The following is an 18,856-nucleotide window of genomic DNA, read 5'->3' on the forward strand; positions in this document are numbered from 1 at the left end:
GCCCCCACCCACCGACCGGCACACGCACGCGACGCCCGGCCGATGCCCGAAGCCCGGCGTGGACCCCGCCCCCGGACCGCCCTCCGAGAGTGTTTTCGCTCCTGGAGGTGGTGGGTCAAGGGTGGGCGCAGCCCATCGCGCAGCGACGGGACGAAGGAGCGCCCTTGACGCACCACCGGAAGGAGCGACTCTCGGAAAGAGGGCGGTCCCACCAGAAGCTCACTCGAAACGCCCGCCCCAAGGCCCCAAGACCCGCACCCTCCAGGACCCCAAGCCCACCACACCCACCACACCCATCACACCCCAACCGCCCCATCGATCCGCTCGCGGATCAGGTCTGCGTGGCCGTTGTGGCGGGCGTACTCCTCGATCATGTGGATGAGCACCCAGCGCAGCGAGACCGCTCCCCGCCACGAGTCGTGACCCTCGCCGTCGAGGTGCGGAGCCTCGGCCACGAAGGCTTCCGCGAAGGCGACTTCGGCCTCCCAGGCCTCCCAGGACTCCGCGACGATCTCGGGTTCCGGTCCTGAGCCGTCGAAGTCGCCCTCCGGGGCTTCGGCGGAGGAGAAGCGCAGCTCGACGTCCTGTCCTGCGAGCACGGACCGGAACCAGCGGCGTTCCACGTCCGCGAGGTGCCGTACGAGGCCCAGCAGGGACAGCGAGGACGGCGGCACGGACCGCGTGGCCACCTCCGCTCCCAGCCCCGAGCACTTCAGCTTCAACGTGGCCCTCTGGGCGTCCAGCATGGCCACCAGCATGGTCTTCTCGTCGCCGGTCGCAGGGCCGCCGAACCGGCGCTCGCTCTCGGCGCCGGTGAACAGTTCGATCCGTCGGTCGGGAATCTTCATACCCGCATCATGGTCTTCGGGCGCCCGCCCGATAACCCGTACGAGGCCGGAGCCGGCGTCAGCTCCAGAGCCGACCCGACACCCGACCGACTTCCTCAGGCCACCGCGTCCGCGATGTGAGGCGCGGCCTCCGCCAGCGACCGGAAGTGCCGGTGGGCCTCCGGGTGCGGAGCCTCGGTGTTGACCGTCCAGACCGTCATCCCGGCCGCCAGGCCCGAGCGGACGCCGGACGGCGCGTCCTCGATCACCAGGCAGTCCGCCGGGTCCGCTCCCAGCTTCTCCGCCGCGAGCAGGTACGGCACCGGGGACGGCTTTCCCTCGGCCACCGACGCCGCGTCCACGATCAGCCCCGGCATCGGAAGCCCGGTCCGCTCGAACCGTCCCCGCACCCGGTGCTCGTAGTTCGACGTGACGAGTGCCCATCGGTCCGCGGGCAGGGCGTTCAGCAGCTCCGCGGCCCCGTCGAAGGCCGCGTACGAGCCCGTCCGGACGTCCTCGTCCTCCAGCGCGTGCAGCAGGGCGAGGCACTCGTCCGGGTCCCGTCCCGGGACCACGGCCGCGAACGTCTCGACGGGCCGGGTCCGGAGCGCGACGGCGTACACCTCGTCCCCGTCGAGCCCGTACCGCGCGGCCCACTCGTGCCAGACGCGGCGCTGGTTGGCGACGGCGTCCATGAGGGTGCCGTCTACGTCGAAGAGAACGAACGTGCTGGTCATGCGCCCGATGCTAGGCGCCGGTCGTGCCGTCGACCAGCTCGCGCAGGATGTCCAGATGGCCGTTGTGCCGGGACGTCTCCTCCACGAGGTGGAGGACGATCCAGCGGAGGTCGACGTGCCGGCCGTCGCGGATGGGTCGCTCGGCCCGGGCGTCCAGGTCGTGCCCGGCGACGAGTTCGCGGTAGCGGGCGCTCTGTCCGGCGTACTCGTCGAGCAGCTGCGCGACGGGGAAGTCGACCGCGATGCGCATCTCGCGGTCGGGGTCCTCCTCGGTCCAGGGGCCCTTGTCGTCCTCGCCGAGGAAGACCACCTGGAACCAGTAGTACTCGACCCAGCGGAGGTGGTTGATCACTCCGCTCATGGTCATCAGGGGTGAGCCCGGCAGGGGCGCCGTGCGGGCGTTCTCCTCGGAGACGCCCTCGCACTTGGCTCGGGCGGTGTCGCGTGCGTAGTCGAGGAACGTGGCGAGCTGGGTGCGCTCGTCCCACGCGGGCGGAGTGTCGCTGAGTCTGGTCATCGCACGAAGGTTCGCCGATCACCGCGTTTCTGTCGACGTGTTTATCGGGTCCTCCCCGGCAGGCTGCCGGGGAGGACCCTCGTGGCACCGGGCCGGATGGCGGTGGGTCAGGACACCTTGTCGTAGGCGTTGTTCTCGTCGTCGCCCAGGACGCTGCTGGCGGTGCGGGCCTTGAAGGGGTACTTCCAGTCGCCCGTACCGGCGTAGAAGTACGAGGTGTTCCCCGTTCCGCGTGCGTACAGGTCGGGCGTGCCGTCGCCGTTGCCGTCACCGATGCCGACGAGGTCGGTGTAGGGGCCCCAGCCGTTGCCGATCGGTGTCCGCGTGGCGAAGGTGCCGTCGCCCTTGCCGAGGTACAGCCACAGCTTCCCGGCCTTGTCGCGGGCGACGAGGTCGCCCGCCGGGTTGCCGCCGATGTTGCCGGTGGCGGTGATCTGGTCGTAGACCTCCCAGCCGTGGCCGACCTTCTTGCGCGGGTTGTACAACGTGGGGCGGGTGGTGCTCGACGGGTACAGGTAGAGGTCGCCGGTCTTGTCGACGGCGACGAGGTCGGGCTTGCCGTCGCCGTTGAGGTCGCTGCCGCCGGTCAGCTCGGTGTACGTGTTCCAGCCGCCGCCGATCCTCGTCCGGGGAGGGAACGTCACGTTGAATCCGACTCCGGCGCCGTCGTAGATCCACAGGACGCCGTCCCGGTCGCGGGCGACGAAGTCGCCGCCGGCTCCTCCGATGTTGCCGATGGACTCGATCCGGTCGTAGACGTGCCAGCTGTACCCGGCCGGGTCGCGCGGGCCCGTGGCGACGAGGGTCTTCCCGGCCGCGTCGTACGCGGTGTCGATCTGCCACAGCAGACCCTCGCTGTCCCGGGCGATCAGGTCCGGGGTGCGGTTCTCGCTCAGGTCGTGCGGGTCGCTCGTGCGCTTGGCGTAGAACTCGCCCTTGGCCTCGAGGGCCGGCCCGATGCCGTTCTGCGGGACGGCGCGGAACGACCAGTCGTAGTGGCCGCTGTTGGCCAGCCTGCCCAGCTTCGAGGACTGCGCGATCTCGGCCCAGGTGAGGCCGAAGGTCTGGTCGTCGTAGTAGTAGGCGCCGGCGGACTCGCGGTAGACGTGCATCTTGAGCGAGAAGGTCTCGCCGGTCCGGCGGTGGGTCAGCTTGAGGTACACGTCGGCGTTGACCCGGGACATCCGCCACTTCAGATGGATCTTGGACGGGTCCCCGTCGAGGTCGAGGTGCCGGAACTGGTCCCCCAGGTAGGTCAGCCTGGTCGGCTGCCCGGTGGTGGCGACCAGCTCGGCGGCCGGCCTCCCGTCCGCGCCGGCCGCGATCCTGTAGAGGCCCTCGCCCTTCTCGACGGTGCCGCCGAAGGCGAGCAGCGTGCCGTCCGGGGCGGCCACGGTGTGGGTCATGTGGTCGAGGAGCGGGATCGTTTCCTCGGAGGTCAGGGACCTGGCCGTGAAGGTCTGCAGCGGAGGGACGGCGGTGGTTCCCTCGTCGTCGAGCCCGGTCGGGGTTCCGTAGGTGACCCACGAGCCGACCAGGCCGACGTTCGTCCCCGCGGTCCCGCCCTCGCCCACGGGGATGCGCCGCACCGTCCCGGAGCCCAGGTCGGCGATCACCAGCTTCACGGTGCGGTCGCCGGACTCGGGCCAGGCGGCATGGGCGGCCGAGAGTGCGGAGGTGTCGCCGGCGTAGCGGCTCTCCATGACGTCGTACGCCGGGCCCGTGACCGCCGCCGTCGCCAGGTCCACCGTGACCAGGTACCGCGAGATGTCGGTTCCGGAGTGCACGGCGTAGTTGACCAGCGCGGTCCCGGGGCGCGAGGCCGCGACGGTGCCGACGATCGCGCCCTCGGGAAGACCCGTCACCCTGCGGGCGGACTGCCCGTCGCCGGTCGCGTCGAGCAACAGCAGCTCGTCGACGCCGTCCGCGCCGGTCCCCCTGGCGAGCAGCGTGGAGCCGACGAGCCCCGCGAACCGGTGGTCCGCGCCGAGCTTCGTGAAGTCGATGTCCACGGGTGCGGCGCCGGTGCTCAGGTTGCGCAGGGTGATGTGCTGGGACGTGCCGTTGTACCGGCCCTCCTCGGACGTCATGAGGATGTCGGAGGAGCCCGAGACGTAGACCTCGGCGCGGGTCTTCCGGGTCGCGGGCAGCACCGTCGAGGTGCCGTCCGCGAACGTCGTCCAGCGGAGTTCCGGATTCTCGTCGGTGCCGTTCCGCGTCAGGTATCCGGTCGTCCCGGCGCCGAGCAGGGCGCCGCCCGCGTACGCGAGGGGTGTGGTGGTGGCGTCGGCGGCCTTCGCCACGACGGCCGTCGCGGGCGCGGCACTCGCCGGGGCGGCGAGTGCGCCGGCGCCGAGGGTGACGGCGAGGACGGTGGTGATCGCGACGGAGACGTGACGGCGCGACGTACGTGCTGAACTCAAGGAAGTGCCCCCCATGGCAATGGAACGGCGCGCGACCGTGCGCGCGCCGTTCGATGAGACTCGCGAGGGGGCCAAGGGGTTGTACGGGTTCACGAGGTCAAGGGATCGCGAGAGCAGGGCTCGTGAGGGGAGGGGTTCACGAGGAAGGCGGGACCGGTGAGTTCGAGCCCCGTGACGGGGGGAGTCAGCCGCGCTCCACCACACCGCGTACGTACGCCGCCTGCCCCGCGTGCTGGAGGTCCTCCGCGATCACCGACACCAGGCGCACTCCGAGAGTGACCGGCGGGTCCCACGCGGCGTCGACGACCCGGTCGAGGTCCGCGTTGGTCACCGGCCGCACCAGGTCGAGGCTCCGTGCGTGCACCGCGTCGTAGTAGCCGAGCAGCAGCTCCGCCGGGACGCGCACCTTGCCCACCTGCGCGCTCGTCTGGCCGTACCCGGTCGCCTGCTTCCCGAAGGGCAGCCCGAAGCGGTCCCGCCAGCCGTCCGTGTCCCACAGCTGGTCGGTGCCGAAGGCACCCGCGAGGTGATCGTCCTGGATCCGGGTGAGGTGCCAGACGAGCCAGGCGATCGAGTTGGCGTCCGGATCGATCCGGGCGGCGAGCCGGTCCTCGGTGAGGCCCTCCACGGCCTCGTGGACGGCCTCCTGGATCCGGCCGAACGAGTCGAGCAGCAGACCGGCGCTGTTCAGGTGGGACATGAGGGGCTCCTCTCGACGACGAGCGAGCAGGGGGTGCGAGCCGGCCGGGGTGACGCGCCGGCCGGGGTTACGAGCTCCGCTCCGCGCGCCACCGTTCGACCGTCGCCTCGACGTCGAAGGGCTTGAGGTTCAGCGGCGGGCCGGCCGGCGGGCGGAGCAGCGCCTCGGCGATCCTGGTGTTGATCTCGCCGAGGATCCGGCGGACCTGGCTTTCGGAGACGGCCGCGGCCACCGCCTCCTCCGCGTCCTCCGCGGCCTTGCGCAGGGCCAGCGACGGGGGGAGCACGGACGCGCCCTCGCGGTGCATCTTTCCCTTGATCCACCACAGCTCGTCGTACGGGGCCGAGTCGTCGGGGAGCGGCTTCCCGAACCCCGACAGGCTGCTGAACTCACCACGCTCCGACGCCTCGCGGATCTGCTTGTCCACGAACGACTCGAAGCTGACTCCGGGCGGCTTGCGTTCGGTCATGTGTCCAGACTACGTAAGTCCCGTGGCGCGGGTGTGGTCTTCGCGGTCTACTGCGCGACGTGATCTTCCGGCACGCTGTGGTCCGTTCCCCGGGGGTCAACGCGCGTCGACCCCTGTCCCCAGGCCACCGACCCCCACGTACCGGAGGACGCATGCGTGCCCGGATCACCCCCCTCGGCACCCTGCTCGCGCTCGTCGCGGGCCTGCTCACCGCGCTCGTCACCACCACGCCCGCCCAGGCGGCGCCGCTCTTCAAGGCGCCCTTCCCCTGCGGCCAGACCTGGACGTACAGCCACCACTCGGCCGAGGTCCGCCAGGCCCTCGACTTCATCCGGTCCGACGGCGGTACGACCGCCGGCACCCCCGTCCTGGCCTCGGCGTCCGGGACCGCGTACCGCTACTCCCAGCCGTCCGGCGCCGGCAACTACATCGTGGTCGACCACGGTGGCGGCTGGAAGACGTACTACTTCCACCTGAACGCGTACACGGTGGCGAACGGCGCCGCTGTCTCCCAGGGCCAGCAGATCGGCACCACCGGCAGCACCGGCAACAGCTCCGGCGCCCACATCCACTACGAGCAGCTCTACAACGGCGTCGGCCAGTCGATCGTGATCAACGGCGCCTCGCTCGCGCCCTACCCCGGCTCGTACGGCTCCAAGTCCCTGACCAGCGACAACGGCTGCTCGGGCGGGGGAGGCGGGAAGTACTGGGTCGACACCTTCGCCAATGCCACGGGCTACGCCCAGGCCGACACGACCGCACCCCAGGGCGTCCTGAACCAGGGCACGAACTACGTCTACTGCAAGGTCTGGGGCCAGGAGATCCGGGACTCCGCCGGGAACTACAACCACTGGTGGCTCAAGACCGACCTCGACACCGTGTACGCAGGGAAGAACGGGCGCGGGGCGTACGTCTCCGCCTACTACCTGTCCCGCTGGGGCAACGACGAGGCCCGCGACAACAACGGAGCCGTGATCCCGAACTGCTGAGCGCCGGAAAGGGCCCGAGCCACGAGGAGCCCGGAGCGCCCTGACGGGCGGGAAAGGGCTCAAGGGCCCGAAAGGATCAAAGGGCCCCGAAAGGGCAGGAGCCCCGCTCGTGCCCGAAGGCACGGAGCGGGGCTCCTTGGGTACTGCTCTAGTCGTGCGTGTTCGCCGACCCAGGCCCTTAGGCCGGGGAGACGTTCTCCGCCTGCGGGCCCTTCGGGCCCTGCGTGACGTCGAAGGTCACGAGCTGGTTCTCCTCGAGCGAACGGAAGCCGTTCGCGTTGATCGCGGAGTAGTGGACGAAGACATCCGGGCCGCCGCCGTCCTGGGCGATGAAGCCGAAGCCCTTTTCAGCGTTGAACCACTTCACGGTTCCGGTAGCCATGAGCCCTCCTATGGGCCAAAGGGTCGCCCTGCTCCAGAACCTGCAAACAAGTCTGAAAACTACAAAAGCCTGCGGGTCACATGCTCCGCAGGCTCTGTACTGCAAGGGAAACCAAACTGCAACTTGCGTTGAGCGTAGCACGCAGGTCGCCCAGGACGGTAGAGGGAAAGATCACGTCACTCGCATGTTTGATCTCGCTCCGTGTGCTGACGCGTGTGCCCCGGCGATGCCCACGGTACGAGACGGGTCTAGCCTCACGATGTGGACAATGCAACCGACGACCAGCAGCGCAGCCGGCCCCGCGTCGGGCACATCCAGTTCCTGAACTGCCTCCCCCTCTACTGGGGCCTGGCCAGGACCGGAACGCTCCTCGACCTCGAGCTGACCAAGGACACCCCCGAGAAGCTCAGCGAGCGGCTCGTCCGGGGCGATCTGGACATCGGCCCCATCACCCTCGTCGAGTACCTCCGCAACGCGTCGGACCTGGTCGCGCTCCCCGACATCGCCGTCGGCTGCGACGGGCCCGTCATGTCCTGCGTGATCGTCTCGCAGCGGCCCCTGGAGGAGCTGGACGGGGCGCGCGTCGCGCTCGGCTCCACGTCCCGTACCTCCGTACGCCTCGCCCAGCTGCTCCTCGCCGAGCAGTACGGGGTGGCGCCGGACTACTACACCTGCCCGCCTGACCTGGGCGTGATGATGCAGGAGGCCGAGGCGGCCGTCCTCATCGGCGACGCCGCGCTCCGCGCCTCGCTGCACGACGCGCCCCGGCTCGGCCTCCAGGTCCACGACCTCGGGCTCATGTGGAAGGACTGGACGGGCCTCCCGTTCGTCTTCGCCGTGTGGGCGGCGCGCAAGGACTTCCTGGCGCGCGAGCCGGAGACCGTCCACGAGGTGCACCAGGCGTTCCTGGCCTCCCGGGACCTGTCCCTCGAGGGGGTCGCCAAGGTCGCCGAGCAGGCCGCCCGCTGGGAGACCTTCGACGCCGAGCTCCTGGAGCGGTACTTCCGTACGCTCGACTTCCGCTTCGGTCCCGAGCAGCTCGCCGGGGTCCGTGAGTTCGCCCGCCGCACCGGCGCCACGACCGGCTTCCCGTCGGACGTCACCGTGGAACTGCTTCGGCCGGCGCGGGATTAGCGGGGCGCGCGCGTTCCGGGTTCCCGATTCGGCTTCCCGGAATTCGCCGTCGCGTCTCCGTTCGGTAATTCACCCCTTTATCCATGTCCGGACCGTCCGTATTACCGTCCCGCCCCCGCACGCCACCCGACGGAAGCCGTGAGGAGCGCTGGCGTAGGCTGGTTCGGTCGACAGAACCCCTCCGAAAGGGACACACCCGGTGACCGAGAAGGCCGAACTCCAGTCTGTTCTCGACCGCGCTGCCGCGGGTGGCCGGATCACCCCCGAGGAGGCGCTCGACCTCTACCGCTCGGCGCCCCTGCACGCGCTCGGCTCCGCCGCCGACGCCGTGCGCCGCCGCCGGTACGCGGGGACCGAGCACATCGCGACGTACATCATCGAGCGGAACATCAACTACACGAACGTCTGCGTGACGGCGTGCAAGTTCTGCGCCTTCTACGCGGCCCCCAAGGACACGAAGAAGGGGTGGAGCCGCGACCTCGACGACATCCTGCGCCGCTGCGCGGAGACCGTGGAGCTCGGCGGCACCCAGATCATGTTCCAGGGCGGCCACCACCCGGACTACGGCGTCGAGTACTACGAGAAGCACTTCGCCGCCATCAAGGCCGAGTTCCCGCAGCTGGTCATCCACTCCCTCGGCGCGTCCGAGGTCGAGCACATGGCCCGGATCAGCGGGGTCTCCGTCGAGGAGGCCATCACCCGCATCCACGCGGCGGGCCTCGACTCCTTCGCGGGCGCCGGCGCGGAGCTCCTGCCGGAGCGGCCGCGCAAGGCCATCGCCCCGCTCAAGGAGAGCGGCGAGCGCTGGCTGGAGATCATGGAGATCGCGCACGGCCTCGGCGTCGAGTCGACGTCCACCATGCTGATGGGCACCGGCGAGACCAACGCCGAGCGGATCGAGCACCTGCGGATGATCCGTGACGTGCAGGACCGGACGGGCGGCTTCCGGGCCTTCATCCCGTACACGTACCAGCCCGAGAACAACCACCTCAAGGGCCGCACGCAGGCCACGCTCCTCGAGTACCTGCGCATGATCGCCATCGGCCGGCTGTTCCTCGACAACGTCGCCCACATCCAGGGCTCGTGGCTCACCACGGGCAAGGAGATCGGCCAGCTCACCCTGCACTACGGCGCGGACGACCTCGGCTCGATCATGCTGGAGGAGAACGTCGTCTCCTCGGCCGGCGCCAAGCACCGCTCCAACCTGCGCGAGATGATCGACATGATCCGTACGGCGGACCGCGTCCCGGCGCAGCGCACGACGACGTACGAGCACATCGTCGTCCACGACGACCCGGCGAACGACCCGGTCGACGAGCGCGTCGCCTCCCACATCTCGTCCACGGCGATCGAGGGCGGCACGGCACACCCCGAGCTGAAGCTCCTCGACGCCAACTGACGCGCCCGTGCTGACCATCCACGTCGCCGAGGCGTCGCCCGAGACCGCCGTCCTCGTCGACGGCGACCGCATCGCCGCCGTCGGCCCGTTCGACGACCTGGCCGCCGTCCGGCCCGAGGCCCGGGTGCGGCGGTGGCCCGGCGTCCTCACCCCCGGACTCCTCAACCCGTTCGGCCCCGAACTGCTCGAAGGCATGTACCACCCCGACCCCCGTGAGGCCGAGGGGTTCGGCACCGAGCCGATCACCGGCGAGCGGGCGCAGCGGATCTTCCGGGCCGACCCGTCCCGCCGGGGCGCCTCCGCACGCCGCGGCGTGCAGCGGCTCCTCGCCCACGGGACGGTGGCCGTCGCCGGCGAACTGCGCGACCGGGCCGCGGTGGACGCCGTACGCCGGGCCGGTCTCGCCGTCGGCCGCCGCCCGGAGAAGCTCCCGGGCGGGCCGTCGTTCTCCCCCGTGCCGCTGGTGCTGCTGCCGGCCCTGGCACCGGGATCCCCGGCCCGCTTCGCCGTCTTCGACGTCCCGGACCGGGCGTCCCTGGCCCGCCTCGGCGCGTCCACCTGCGTCGCCACCGTCATCGGCGGGCGGCTGGTGTTCCGGGCCCGCTGAGCGGCGACGCGGATCAGCCGGCCGGGATCGCGGGCGGCGCCTCCTTCTCGACCGGGTTCTCGTCCGCGTCCCGCACCAGGTCGAGGAAGCGCGGGTCCCGGTCGACGGCCGGCAGCTGTCGCGGTGTCCCCGCTCCGGCCGCCGGCCGGGCCCCGCTCCGCTCGCCGCTCCGGCCGCCGGTCCGGGCCCCGCTTCGGTCGGTGCCGCCATCCCACCCCTGCCTTCCCGCCATCCCACCCCTGCCTTCCCGCCGGCCTGCGCCGGCCGCTGTCATGCACTCGCCCATCCTTGAGAGCGACCGGGTCCGAAAGGCCGAAGCGGTACGAAGACGGATTCCGGCGGCTGCCACAATGGCCGGGTGACCCGAGCCTCCCTGGACAAGCAGCCGCACGAAGTCGCCTCGATGTTCGACGACGTGGCGGCGAACTACGACCTCACGAACGACGTGCTCTCCCTGGGCCAGGACCGGCGCTGGCGCAAGGAGGTCGCGAAGGCGGTCGACGCGCGCCCCGCGCAGAAGGTCCTGGACCTGGCCGCCGGCACGGCCACCTCCTCGCAGCCCTTCGCCCGCGCGGGCGCGTACGTCGTGCCCTGCGACTTCTCGCTCGGGATGCTCCGGGTCGGCAAGAAGAACCACCCGTGGATGCCGTTCACGGCCGGTGACGGCACGAAGCTGCCGTTCCGCGACGACGTGTTCGACGCCGTCACCATCTCCTTCGGCCTGCGGAACATCCAGGACACCGAGCAGGCGCTGCGCGAGATGTACCGCGTGACGAAGCCCGGGGGCCGGGTCGTCATCAGCGAGTTCTCGCACGCCACCTGGGCGCCGTTCCGCACGGTGTACGAGGAGTACCTGATGCGCGCGCTGCCGCCGGTGGCCCGCGCGGTCTCCTCGAACCCGGACGCTTACGTGTACCTGGCCGAGTCGATCCGCTCCTGGCCCGACCAGCCGACCCTGGCGGGCATGCTCCGGAAGGCCGGCTGGTCGCAGGTCGCGTGGCGGAACCTGACCGGTGGCATCGTCGCCCTCCACCGGGGTTTCAAGGCCTGAGGGCGTACCGGCGGTTACCTGGCGTACATGCCGTAGCCGCTGATCCCCGCGTACACGGAGTCGGCCACGTGCCGGTGCACGTACACGCCGTTCACCCGGTCCGTCGGCGGGGTGTGCGTCCTGGTGCCCGTCATCAGGGTCGCCGAGCCGCCGCCGTCCAGGTTGAGCGCGTCGATCAGCCCGAGCTCCTCGGAGCCCAGGAGCTCGGCGAAGGTCCTCAGGGTCGCTCCGTCCTCGTGGGTGGTGGTGTTCGTCGCCTGGACCTGCCCGGTCAGGGTGGCGAGCACCGGCCGGCCGTGGACGTCGGTGCCGAGGGCGACCCGGGAGTCGGTGCAGTTCTCGGTGCCGGGTTCCTTGCCCGGGCCCGACTGGTTGCAGGTGTCGGGAAGTTCGACGGGGACGTCGCCGTCACGGAGGACCTGGTGGAAGGAGCCGACGACGTCGACCGACGGGTCCAGCGGGATCTCCCGGTCGAGCCGTGTGTCGGTGAGCTTCTGGCCGACCGTCAGGGTGCTGCCGGGGGTGGCATGGGTGCGCAGCCACGCGGCGCCCTGGCCGACGCCCTGCAGGATGCGGCCGCCGGCCGGCACCTTGACCTGTGCGGCGGCGCCTCCGCCGCCGCGGCCCTCGTGGGCGGCCGTCACCTTGTCCGTGGAGTCGAGGACGACCTCGAAGCCGGGGTCGTCCTCGGTGGCGACGGTGGGGTCGAGGCCGGGCTTGGGGATCGGGAACCGGTAGTCGTCGGTGAACAGGACGATCTCGTCGGGGTCGGTGTAGACGCCTCTCTGCTTGGAGACGTCCTCGGGGACGAGCCTGTCCTCGCCGTCGCGGGCGCAGCCGCGGGCGCGGCCCGGGTCCCGGTTGATGTCGTCGAGGCGCTCGGTGGCTCCGTCGGAGGAGGCGAGCCGGAGGTCCGTGCGGAGCGTGGTGATGTACGGGACGCCGTACTGGATCACGGCGCCCGAGGTGCCCTTGCCGTCCCGCCGCCAGCAGCTGGAGCTGTGCAGGACGCCGTCGGTGACCGAGACGCCCACGTGCTGGAGGGTGGTGGGCTCGGCGTCGGCGGGCAGGACGTGGGAGGGGTGCTTCCTCTCCGACTTGAACAGGCCGCCGTTGACGCCGGCCACGGGGTGCCTGGCGGGCACCGAGCTGACTCCGGCGAGCTGTTCGGCGGTTGTCTCGGCCAGGCCGTCGGCCGTGCCGATCGTGCTCGCCAGGCCTACGGGGGCGGTGTTCGGGTCGATCTCGACGATCTGGAGGACGCGGCCGGCGGTGCGGTTGTCCGGTTCGTCCTCGATCCAGGTGGTGCGGGTGACGCCGGGGACGGTCCGGTCGACGTCCTTCTTGATCCAGTTCGCGGCGAGTGGGCTCGTCCCCTTCTCCACGGCGGGGGAGGCGGTGGCCGAGGTGGTCAGGGCGAGGGCCGCGACGAGGGCGGCGGCGACGGCGAGAGCCGGGCGCGGGGGCGTGGTCACTGGCACTCCGAGGTTCCGTTGACGAGCTCGTGGGAGCGGAAGGCGCGCGCGAGGGAGGAGGGGAGGGTGATGCTGTCGCCGCGGAGGACGACGTACGCGCCGTACGCCTGGGTGCCCTCGGTCCAGGTGCCGGTGTAGTCGGGCTCGAGGTAGAAGCACAGGTGCCTGCCGGTCCGGTTCCAGACGGACTCGGGGGCGGTCTCGGCGCCGTAGCTGTTGCCGAGGTTCTGTGTGGCGGGGTCGACGGCCGGGACGTGGACGGTCATCGCGCCGCGTCCGTTGCGCTCGGCGAAGGTGCAGACCTTGCCGTTCTCGCAGCGCTCGTAGCCGGTGAAGCACAGGGCGCGGGTGGGCACGAGCTTGTACGAGGCGACGATCCAGCGGGTGCCGCCGGTGACGTACTCGTCGTCGTTGCCCGGCTTGACGGTCTGGAGGGAGCCGCCGTACCGGCCCTTGCCGTAGACGCAGGCCCACATGCGGGTGTTGTTCTGCACGGACAGGGCGGTGCCGGTGTACTGCTCGTCCTTGCCGCCCTCGGCGACGTCCAGGCGGGTGCCGGTGCCGCCGGAGCCGTCGTAGAGGCAGAGCACGCCCTGGCCGCAGTCCTCGAAGGGGACGGGGTCGGCGTTCGCGGGCAGGATGAGGAACGCCGAACAGATGAGGGCGAGGACGGCTGTGATCAGCGAGCCCCGCCGTATGCCGGTCGTACGAATGGTGGTCACGACCGGCGATCATGACACCGTCGCACGGATGTACGAATTCCGGTTCGGTTCCGTCTCGCCGAGCGGTCCTCAGCACGCCTTCGGGTGGCCCTCCGGACGGTCCGCGACCCGCCCCCATAGACTGCCCCGGTACGTCCGTACCGCCTCCTACCGTCGAGTCTCCGGGAGAATCCGCCGTGACCGAGCAGCCCCTCTCCGAGCACAGCGCAGATGTGATCGTCGTCGGGGCGGGCCCGGCCGGCTCGACCACCGCGTACTACCTCGCCAAGGCCGGACTGGACGTCCTCCTCCTGGAGAAGACCGCGTTCCCCCGCGAGAAGGTCTGCGGCGACGGCCTCACCCCCCGCGCCACCAAGCAGCTCGTCTCCATGGGCATCGACATCTCCGAAGAGGCCGGCTGGCTGCGGAACAAGGGCCTGCGGATCATCGGCGGCGGCGTCCGCCTGGAGCTCGACTGGCCGGAACTCGCCTCGTACCCGGACTACGGACTCGTCCGCAAGCGCGACGACTTCGACGAGCAGCTCGCCCGCCAGGCCCAGAAGGCCGGCGCGCGCCTCTACGAGCGCTGCAACGTCGGCGCCCCGATCATCGACGACCGTACCGGCCGGATCACCGGCGTCCACGCCAAGCTCGGCGAGGAGAAGCGCGAGGTCACCTTCCACGCCCCGCTCGTCGTCGCCGCCGACGGCAACTCCACCCGGATCTCCCTGGCGATGGGCCTGCACCGGCGCGAGGACCGCCCGATGGGCGTCGCGGTCCGCACGTACTTCACCTCGCCCCGGCACGACGACGACTACCTGGAGTCCTGGCTGGAGCTGTGGGACCGGCGCGGCGCGCAGGACCGGCTCCTGCCCGGCTACGGCTGGATCTTCGGCATGGGCGACGGCACGTCCAACGTCGGCCTCGGCATCCTCAACTCCTCCAAGGCCTTCCGCGAGCTGGACTGGCGCGAGGTCCTCAAGGCCTGGTGCGCCTCGATGCCGGAGGACTGGGGCTTCACCCCGGACAACATGACGATGCCGATCCGCGGCGCCGCCCTCCCGATGGCCTTCAACCGCCAGCCGCACTACACCAAGGGCCTGCTGCTCGTCGGCGACGCCGGCGGTCTCGTCAACCCGTTCAACGGCGAGGGCATCGCGTACGCCATGGAGTCCGGCCAGATCGCCGCCGACGTCATCGTCCAGGCCCACGCCCGCGCGACCCCCGCCCAGCGCGAACTCGCCCTGCAGAACTACCCCCAGGTCCTCAAGGACACCTACGGCGGCTACTACACGCTCGGCCGCGCCTTCGTGAAGCTCATCGGCAACCCCAAGGTCATGAAGATCGCGACCCAGCGCGGCCTGACCCACCCGCTGCTCATGAAGTTCACGCTGAAGATGCTCGCGAACCTGACCGACCCGTCGGGCGGCGACGCCATGGACCGCATCATCAACGGACTCTCGAAGGTGGCCCCGAAGGCCTGAACGCCTGCCGGTAGCCGGACGGGGACACCCCGACGGCACGGGTGAAGTGGCGGCGCAGATTGGCCGCGGAGCCAAGACCGCTGTGGTCGCCGACCAGCTCCACGGGCAGGTCGGTGGACTCGAGCAGGGTCTGGGCGCGGGCCACCCGCTGCTGGAGCAGCCACTGCAGCGGGGTGGTGCCGTACTCCTCGCGCACCCGCCGGTGGAAGGTGCGCGGGCTCATCCGGGCCCGCCGGGCCAGGTCCTCCACGGTCAGCGGCTCGGCGAGGTGCGCGGTCGCCCACTGCAGCACCGGCGCGAGGCTGTCGTCGTCGCTCGGCGGCAGCGGCGCCTCGATGAACTGGGCCTGGCCGCCGGGACGGTGGGCCGGGACGACGAGGCGACGGGCCAGCTGACCGGCGACGGTCGCCCCGAGGTCGGTGCGCACCAGATGCAGGCAGAGGTCGAGCGCGGCGGTGGCCCCGGCGCTGGTCAGGACGGACCCCTCGTCCGTGTAGAGGACCGAGTCGTCCACGATCACCTCGGGGTGGCGGGCGGCCAGTTGCGCGCTGTGCTGCCAGTGCGCGGTGGCCCGGCGGCCGTCGAGGACGCCGGCCGCGGCGAGCGCGAAGGCACCGGTGCACAGCGACACCATCCGGGCGCCGGACGCGGCGGCCGCGCGCAGCGCCTCGACCAGCTCGGCCGGCACCTCCTCGCCGTCCTCCACGACCGCGTCGGGCACGGACGGCACGATGGCGGTGTCCGCGCCCACGAGTCCGTCGAGACCGTGGTCGGTCCGCACGGAGAAGACGCCGCCCTCGCCGGAGTCACCGCACAGCCGCAGCCGGTACCAGGGGTCGGCGAGGTCCGGATGCGGGATGCCGAAGACCCCCAACGCCAGGGAGAGTTCGTACAGCTCCCACAACGACGTTCCGATCCGCCGGTCCGGTACGACGGCGATGGCGACGACCCCTGCGTTCATGCTGTCGACCGTACGGCAGGAATCGTGCGGTCATCGTCGGTCCTGCCACTGTCGTCCGGATTCCGCCGTTGAGAGCGTGGATTCCATGAACGCACAGAACACCACCGCGCGGAACGCCGACGCACAGAGCATCACGGTCATCGGTCTCGGCCAGATGGGGTCCGCCCTCGCCGACGCCTTCCTCGCCGCCGGCCACCGCACCACCGTCTGGAACCGCACCCCCGGGAAGGCCGACGCCCTCGTCGCCCGGGGCGCCGTCCGCGCCGCCTCCGTCGCCGATGCCGTCACCGCGAGCGAGCTCGTCGTGGTCTGCGTCCTCGACTACCCGGCCGTCCGCGGACTCCTCGCCCCCGTCACCGAGTCGCTGCGCGGCCGGGTCCTGGTCAACCTCACCTCCGGTTCGCCGGAGCAGGCCCGTGCGGAGGCGGAGTGGGCCGCCGAGCAGGGCATCGGCTACCTCGACGGCGCCGTCATGACGACCCCGCCGGGGGTCGGCGACAGCGCCAACATGTTCCTCTACTCGGGCTCGCCCGAGCTGCTGGCCGCGCACCGCGCGACGCTCGCCGTCCTCGGCGACCCGGTGGACCTCGGCCCGGACGCGGGGCTCGCCTCGCTCTACGACGCGGGGCTGCTCGGCCTCATGTGGTCCGTCTTCGGCGGCTGGCTGCACGCGACGGCCCTCGCGGGCGCGGACGGGGTGCCGGCCCGGGACTTCACGGCGGTGGCCACCCGCTGGCTGAAGACGGTCTCCTGGTTCATGACGACGTACGCCGAGCAGATCGACGAGGGGAAGTACCCGGGTGACGACGCCACGATCGACGTCCAGGTGGCGACGATCGGGCACCTGCTGCACGCGGCGGAGGCACGGGGCGTGGACAACCGGCTGCCGGAACTGCACCTGGAGCTGATGCGCGCGGCGGTCGAGGCGGGTCACGGAGGGGACAGTTACGCCCGGATCATTGAAAACTTCCGCAAGTAGGGCGTACGAGCCAGATCGGGACTGAACAGGGAAAAGCCGTCACTCCCCCGAGGAGTGACGGCTTCTCGTGTGCTGCGTGGTGCGGATCGCTCAGAGGAGACGGACCGCGCCGGAGGGCATGTCCCAGTCCAGGGAGCGCTCGACGACACCGGTCGACGAGTTCTGCGCGCCGACGTAGTTGCCGCCGCCCACGTAGATCGCGACGTGGTACGAGCCGCTGCGGCTGCCCCAGTACAGGATGTCGCCCGGCTGCAGGTTGCTCAGGGAGACGGAGGTGCCCATGCTCGACTGGTCGTACGAGATGCGGGGCAGGTCGATGCCGGCCTGGCGGTAGGCGGCCTGGACGAGGCCGGAGCAGTCCCAGGAGTTGGGGCCGGTACCGCCGGTGACGTACGAGTCGCCGACCTGGGCGCGGGCGAAGGCCACGATCGCGGCGGCGGAGCCGGAGGGGGCCTGCGTCTGGCTCTCGCCGGAACCGGTCGAGGAGCCGGAGTCCGAGGAGTCGTCGCTCGCCGACGTGGAGGTGAGCCGGGTGCGCTCACTGGTGCGGGAGGCGCGCTCCTGGGCTTCCTTGCGCTCCTGCTCGGCCTTGGCCTCGGCCTCGGCCTTGAGGCGGGCCTTCTCGGCCTTCTCGGCGGCGGCCTTGCGGTCGGCCTCGGCCTTGGCCGTCTTGGCCTCCTTGGCGGCCTTCTGCAGCGCCAGGTTCTCCTGCGTCTGGAGGCTCTGGTCGAGCGCCTCCTGCTGGGAGGCCTCGGCGGAGGCGGCGACGGCGGAGGCGAGACCGGTGCCGGTCTCGAGCGAGCCCAGGGTGGGCATTTCGATGGTCTCGGTCACCGGCTCGGCATTCGCCGGCCCGGCAGCACCGGCCACCGCGATGGTGCCGAGGACGCCACCGGCAACTCCGGCTCGCAGCGCGAGCTTCGAGGCGCTGCGGCGGGGCTTCCGGTGGCTGGGTATGTGAGCGGTGTGGGACATGAGGACAACCGCTATCAGGGCTTCACGGTTCCCTTCAAGAAACGTGGGTTGCGCCACAGTTACGTTCGGAATCTCCTAATCCGCTTCTGTGGCGCCTTTATTGACGCCGTAACGGGCAAATCGGGCACAGTCCATCTGGCCCTTGATCACGGGTTTTCAATGAAACGCCCGAATTGCCCGACGCTTACCACCTCTTGACGCATGTGGCCAAGCCCCATGTTTTCGGAGGCTTCGAGGTGTGGCGCAGGTCACACTTCCGTCTCACGAACGCTCGTGAACGGACGCACGCGTCCACCGTCGTCCGTCGGACCCCCCGACCGGGCGACGGCCGGTTCCTTTATCACCCGGATGCGTCCATCACCAATTTGCCTGTAGTGACCATCACTTGATAGTGCGACACCCCCTCCGATCAGCGATTTCCGGTCCGGATGTCACATCTGGTGATCACCTGGGCGCTTCGCGCAACAAGATCACCGCTCATCCGACTTCATGATCCTTCGTCAGGTGGTGGAGATCACAAAGTCGTTGGTGTACCCCGTGTCGCAGATCACAGAGGGGCGGGCATAAGATGCGGGGCAGCCGGGCTTGTGAACTGCCTCACATGGGGGCGATCTTTCACGGTCCGGCCGTGCGGTCCAACGGTCAAGGACGACTGGAAGGAGCGAGGAGCGTGAATGCGTACGCGCCCGTCCTCGTGCTCGGCGCCCTGGGTGCGGGGTTTGCGATCTTCTCCGTGGTCATGGCCACGCTTATCGGGCCAAAGCGGTACAACAGGGCAAAGCTTGAGGCGTACGAGTGCGGCATCGAGCCGACACCCACTCCCGCCGGAGGCGGCCGCTTCCCGATCAAGTACTACCTGACGGCGATGCTCTTCATCGTCTTCGACATCGAGATCGTCTTCCTCTACCCCTGGGCGGTCACCTTCGACGCCCTGGGGCTTTTCGGGCTCGTGGAGATGCTGCTCTTCGTGCTCACCGTCTTCGTCGCCTACGCGTATGTGTGGCGTCGCGGCGGCCTGGAATGGGACTGAGGGGCTGAGGGGCACC

20 protein-coding genes are annotated in these 18,856 nt (G+C 70.7%); 8 read left to right on the forward strand and 12 right to left on the reverse strand.

Translation table 11 applies throughout. From position 1 onward, the window contains the following. Positions 1 to 296 precede the first annotated feature (296 nt). The 6 genes from ACFQ79_RS25485 to ACFQ79_RS25510 all read right to left on the reverse strand — a co-directional run bounded on the left by ACFQ79_RS25485 (position 297) and on the right by ACFQ79_RS25510 (position 5,673). Positions 297 to 848: a DinB family protein gene (locus ACFQ79_RS25485; RefSeq protein ID WP_383587314.1), complete on the reverse strand. Its 552-nt coding sequence runs from the start codon at positions 846 to 848 to the stop codon at positions 297 to 299. Between the two features lie 95 nt (positions 849 to 943). After that, positions 944 to 1,564, reverse strand: coding sequence for an HAD family hydrolase (locus tag ACFQ79_RS25490; RefSeq protein WP_383587317.1), 621 nt, complete (start codon positions 1,562 to 1,564; stop codon positions 944 to 946). A gap of 10 nt (positions 1,565 to 1,574) precedes the next feature. Further along, a complete protein-coding gene (locus ACFQ79_RS25495; RefSeq protein WP_383587320.1) occupies positions 1,575 to 2,081 on the reverse strand; it encodes a DinB family protein in 507 nt (168 codons plus the stop codon). A gap of 107 nt (positions 2,082 to 2,188) precedes the next feature. Next, complete coding sequence (locus tag ACFQ79_RS25500; RefSeq protein ID WP_383587323.1) at positions 2,189 to 4,504, reverse strand: FG-GAP-like repeat-containing protein; 2,316 nt, start codon at positions 4,502 to 4,504, stop codon at positions 2,189 to 2,191. Positions 4,505 to 4,688: 184 nt separating this feature from the next. Beyond that, complete coding sequence (locus ACFQ79_RS25505; protein WP_383587415.1) at positions 4,689 to 5,195, reverse strand: DinB family protein; 507 nt, start codon at positions 5,193 to 5,195, stop codon at positions 4,689 to 4,691. A gap of 76 nt (positions 5,196 to 5,271) precedes the next feature. Continuing rightward, a complete protein-coding gene (locus ACFQ79_RS25510; RefSeq protein WP_319310837.1) occupies positions 5,272 to 5,673 on the reverse strand; it encodes a DUF1992 domain-containing protein in 402 nt (133 codons plus the stop codon). Positions 5,674 to 5,825: 152 nt separating this feature from the next. On the opposite strand from ACFQ79_RS25510, the gene ACFQ79_RS25515 reads away from it, so the two are divergent. Continuing rightward, on the forward strand, positions 5,826 to 6,662 hold the full coding sequence (locus ACFQ79_RS25515) for a M23 family metallopeptidase (RefSeq protein WP_383587326.1): 837 nt from the start codon (positions 5,826 to 5,828) through the stop codon (positions 6,660 to 6,662). A gap of 178 nt (positions 6,663 to 6,840) precedes the next feature. Here ACFQ79_RS25515 and ACFQ79_RS25520 read toward each other — a convergent pair whose 3' ends face one another. Continuing rightward, complete coding sequence (locus tag ACFQ79_RS25520) at positions 6,841 to 7,044, reverse strand: cold-shock protein (protein WP_015035453.1); 204 nt, start codon at positions 7,042 to 7,044, stop codon at positions 6,841 to 6,843. A gap of 261 nt (positions 7,045 to 7,305) precedes the next feature. Here ACFQ79_RS25520 and ACFQ79_RS25525 point away from each other — a divergent pair, with 261 nt between their 5' ends. From ACFQ79_RS25525 to ACFQ79_RS25535, 3 genes are all read left to right on the forward strand, one after another. Then, the gene (locus ACFQ79_RS25525) at positions 7,306 to 8,178 is read left to right on the forward strand and encodes a menaquinone biosynthetic enzyme MqnA/MqnD family protein (RefSeq protein WP_383587329.1); all 873 of its coding nucleotides are present in this window, start codon (positions 7,306 to 7,308) and stop codon (positions 8,176 to 8,178) included. 199 nt (positions 8,179 to 8,377) lie between these two features. Then, complete coding sequence (mqnC, locus tag ACFQ79_RS25530; RefSeq protein WP_187623262.1) at positions 8,378 to 9,577, forward strand: cyclic dehypoxanthinyl futalosine synthase; 1,200 nt, start codon at positions 8,378 to 8,380, stop codon at positions 9,575 to 9,577. A 7-nt stretch (positions 9,578 to 9,584) separates the two neighbouring features. After that, complete coding sequence (locus tag ACFQ79_RS25535) at positions 9,585 to 10,184, forward strand: hypothetical protein (protein WP_383587331.1); 600 nt, start codon at positions 9,585 to 9,587, stop codon at positions 10,182 to 10,184. A gap of 13 nt (positions 10,185 to 10,197) precedes the next feature. Here the strand turns inward: ACFQ79_RS25535 and ACFQ79_RS25540 are convergent, their stop codons facing one another. Next, on the reverse strand, positions 10,198 to 10,416 hold the full coding sequence (locus tag ACFQ79_RS25540; protein ID WP_383587334.1) for a hypothetical protein: 219 nt from the start codon (positions 10,414 to 10,416) through the stop codon (positions 10,198 to 10,200). Positions 10,417 to 10,542: 126 nt separating this feature from the next. Here ACFQ79_RS25540 and ACFQ79_RS25545 point away from each other — a divergent pair, with 126 nt between their 5' ends. Continuing rightward, positions 10,543 to 11,235 carry a demethylmenaquinone methyltransferase gene (locus ACFQ79_RS25545; protein WP_383587336.1) on the forward strand — a complete coding sequence of 231 codons (693 nt, stop codon included), beginning with the start codon at positions 10,543 to 10,545 and terminating at the stop codon, positions 11,233 to 11,235. A gap of 14 nt (positions 11,236 to 11,249) precedes the next feature. On the opposite strand, the gene ACFQ79_RS25550 is transcribed toward ACFQ79_RS25545, so the two are convergent. Together ACFQ79_RS25550 and ACFQ79_RS25555 are read right to left on the reverse strand one after the other, a co-directional pair. Then, positions 11,250 to 12,710 carry a phosphodiester glycosidase family protein gene (locus ACFQ79_RS25550; protein WP_383587339.1) on the reverse strand — a complete coding sequence of 487 codons (1,461 nt, stop codon included), beginning with the start codon at positions 12,708 to 12,710 and terminating at the stop codon, positions 11,250 to 11,252. Then, entirely contained in the window at positions 12,707 to 13,432 is a 726-nt protein-coding gene (locus ACFQ79_RS25555) for a peptidase inhibitor family I36 protein (RefSeq protein ID WP_383587342.1), read from the reverse strand. The genes ACFQ79_RS25550 and ACFQ79_RS25555 overlap by 4 nt, the downstream gene beginning before the upstream one ends. 176 nt (positions 13,433 to 13,608) lie before the next feature. On the opposite strand from ACFQ79_RS25555, the gene ACFQ79_RS25560 reads away from it, so the two are divergent. Beyond that, complete coding sequence (locus ACFQ79_RS25560; RefSeq protein WP_383587344.1) at positions 13,609 to 14,895, forward strand: geranylgeranyl reductase family protein; 1,287 nt, start codon at positions 13,609 to 13,611, stop codon at positions 14,893 to 14,895. Here ACFQ79_RS25560 and ACFQ79_RS25565 read toward each other — a convergent pair. Then, complete coding sequence (locus ACFQ79_RS25565; protein ID WP_383587347.1) at positions 14,861 to 15,856, reverse strand: GlxA family transcriptional regulator; 996 nt, start codon at positions 15,854 to 15,856, stop codon at positions 14,861 to 14,863. The two genes, ACFQ79_RS25560 and ACFQ79_RS25565, sit on opposite strands and share 35 nt — an antisense overlap. Positions 15,857 to 15,941: 85 nt before the next feature. Between ACFQ79_RS25565 and ACFQ79_RS25570 the strand changes: the two genes are divergently transcribed. After that, positions 15,942 to 16,835: an NAD(P)-dependent oxidoreductase gene (locus tag ACFQ79_RS25570; protein ID WP_383587350.1), complete on the forward strand. Its 894-nt coding sequence runs from the start codon at positions 15,942 to 15,944 to the stop codon at positions 16,833 to 16,835. A gap of 90 nt (positions 16,836 to 16,925) precedes the next feature. Here ACFQ79_RS25570 and ACFQ79_RS25575 read toward each other — a convergent pair whose 3' ends face one another. Continuing rightward, positions 16,926 to 17,810, reverse strand: coding sequence for a C40 family peptidase (locus ACFQ79_RS25575; RefSeq protein ID WP_383587352.1), 885 nt, complete (start codon positions 17,808 to 17,810; stop codon positions 16,926 to 16,928). A gap of 670 nt (positions 17,811 to 18,480) precedes the next feature. Here ACFQ79_RS25575 and ACFQ79_RS25580 point away from each other — a divergent pair. Further along, the gene (locus tag ACFQ79_RS25580; RefSeq protein ID WP_019888619.1) at positions 18,481 to 18,840 is read left to right on the forward strand and encodes an NADH-quinone oxidoreductase subunit A; all 360 of its coding nucleotides are present in this window, start codon (positions 18,481 to 18,483) and stop codon (positions 18,838 to 18,840) included. The last annotated feature ends 16 nt before the right edge of the window (positions 18,841 to 18,856 follow it).

The sequence above is a fragment of the Streptomyces sp. NPDC056480 genome (genome assembly GCF_042795405.1).
Lineage (GTDB): Bacteria > Actinomycetota > Actinomycetes > Streptomycetales > Streptomycetaceae > Streptomyces.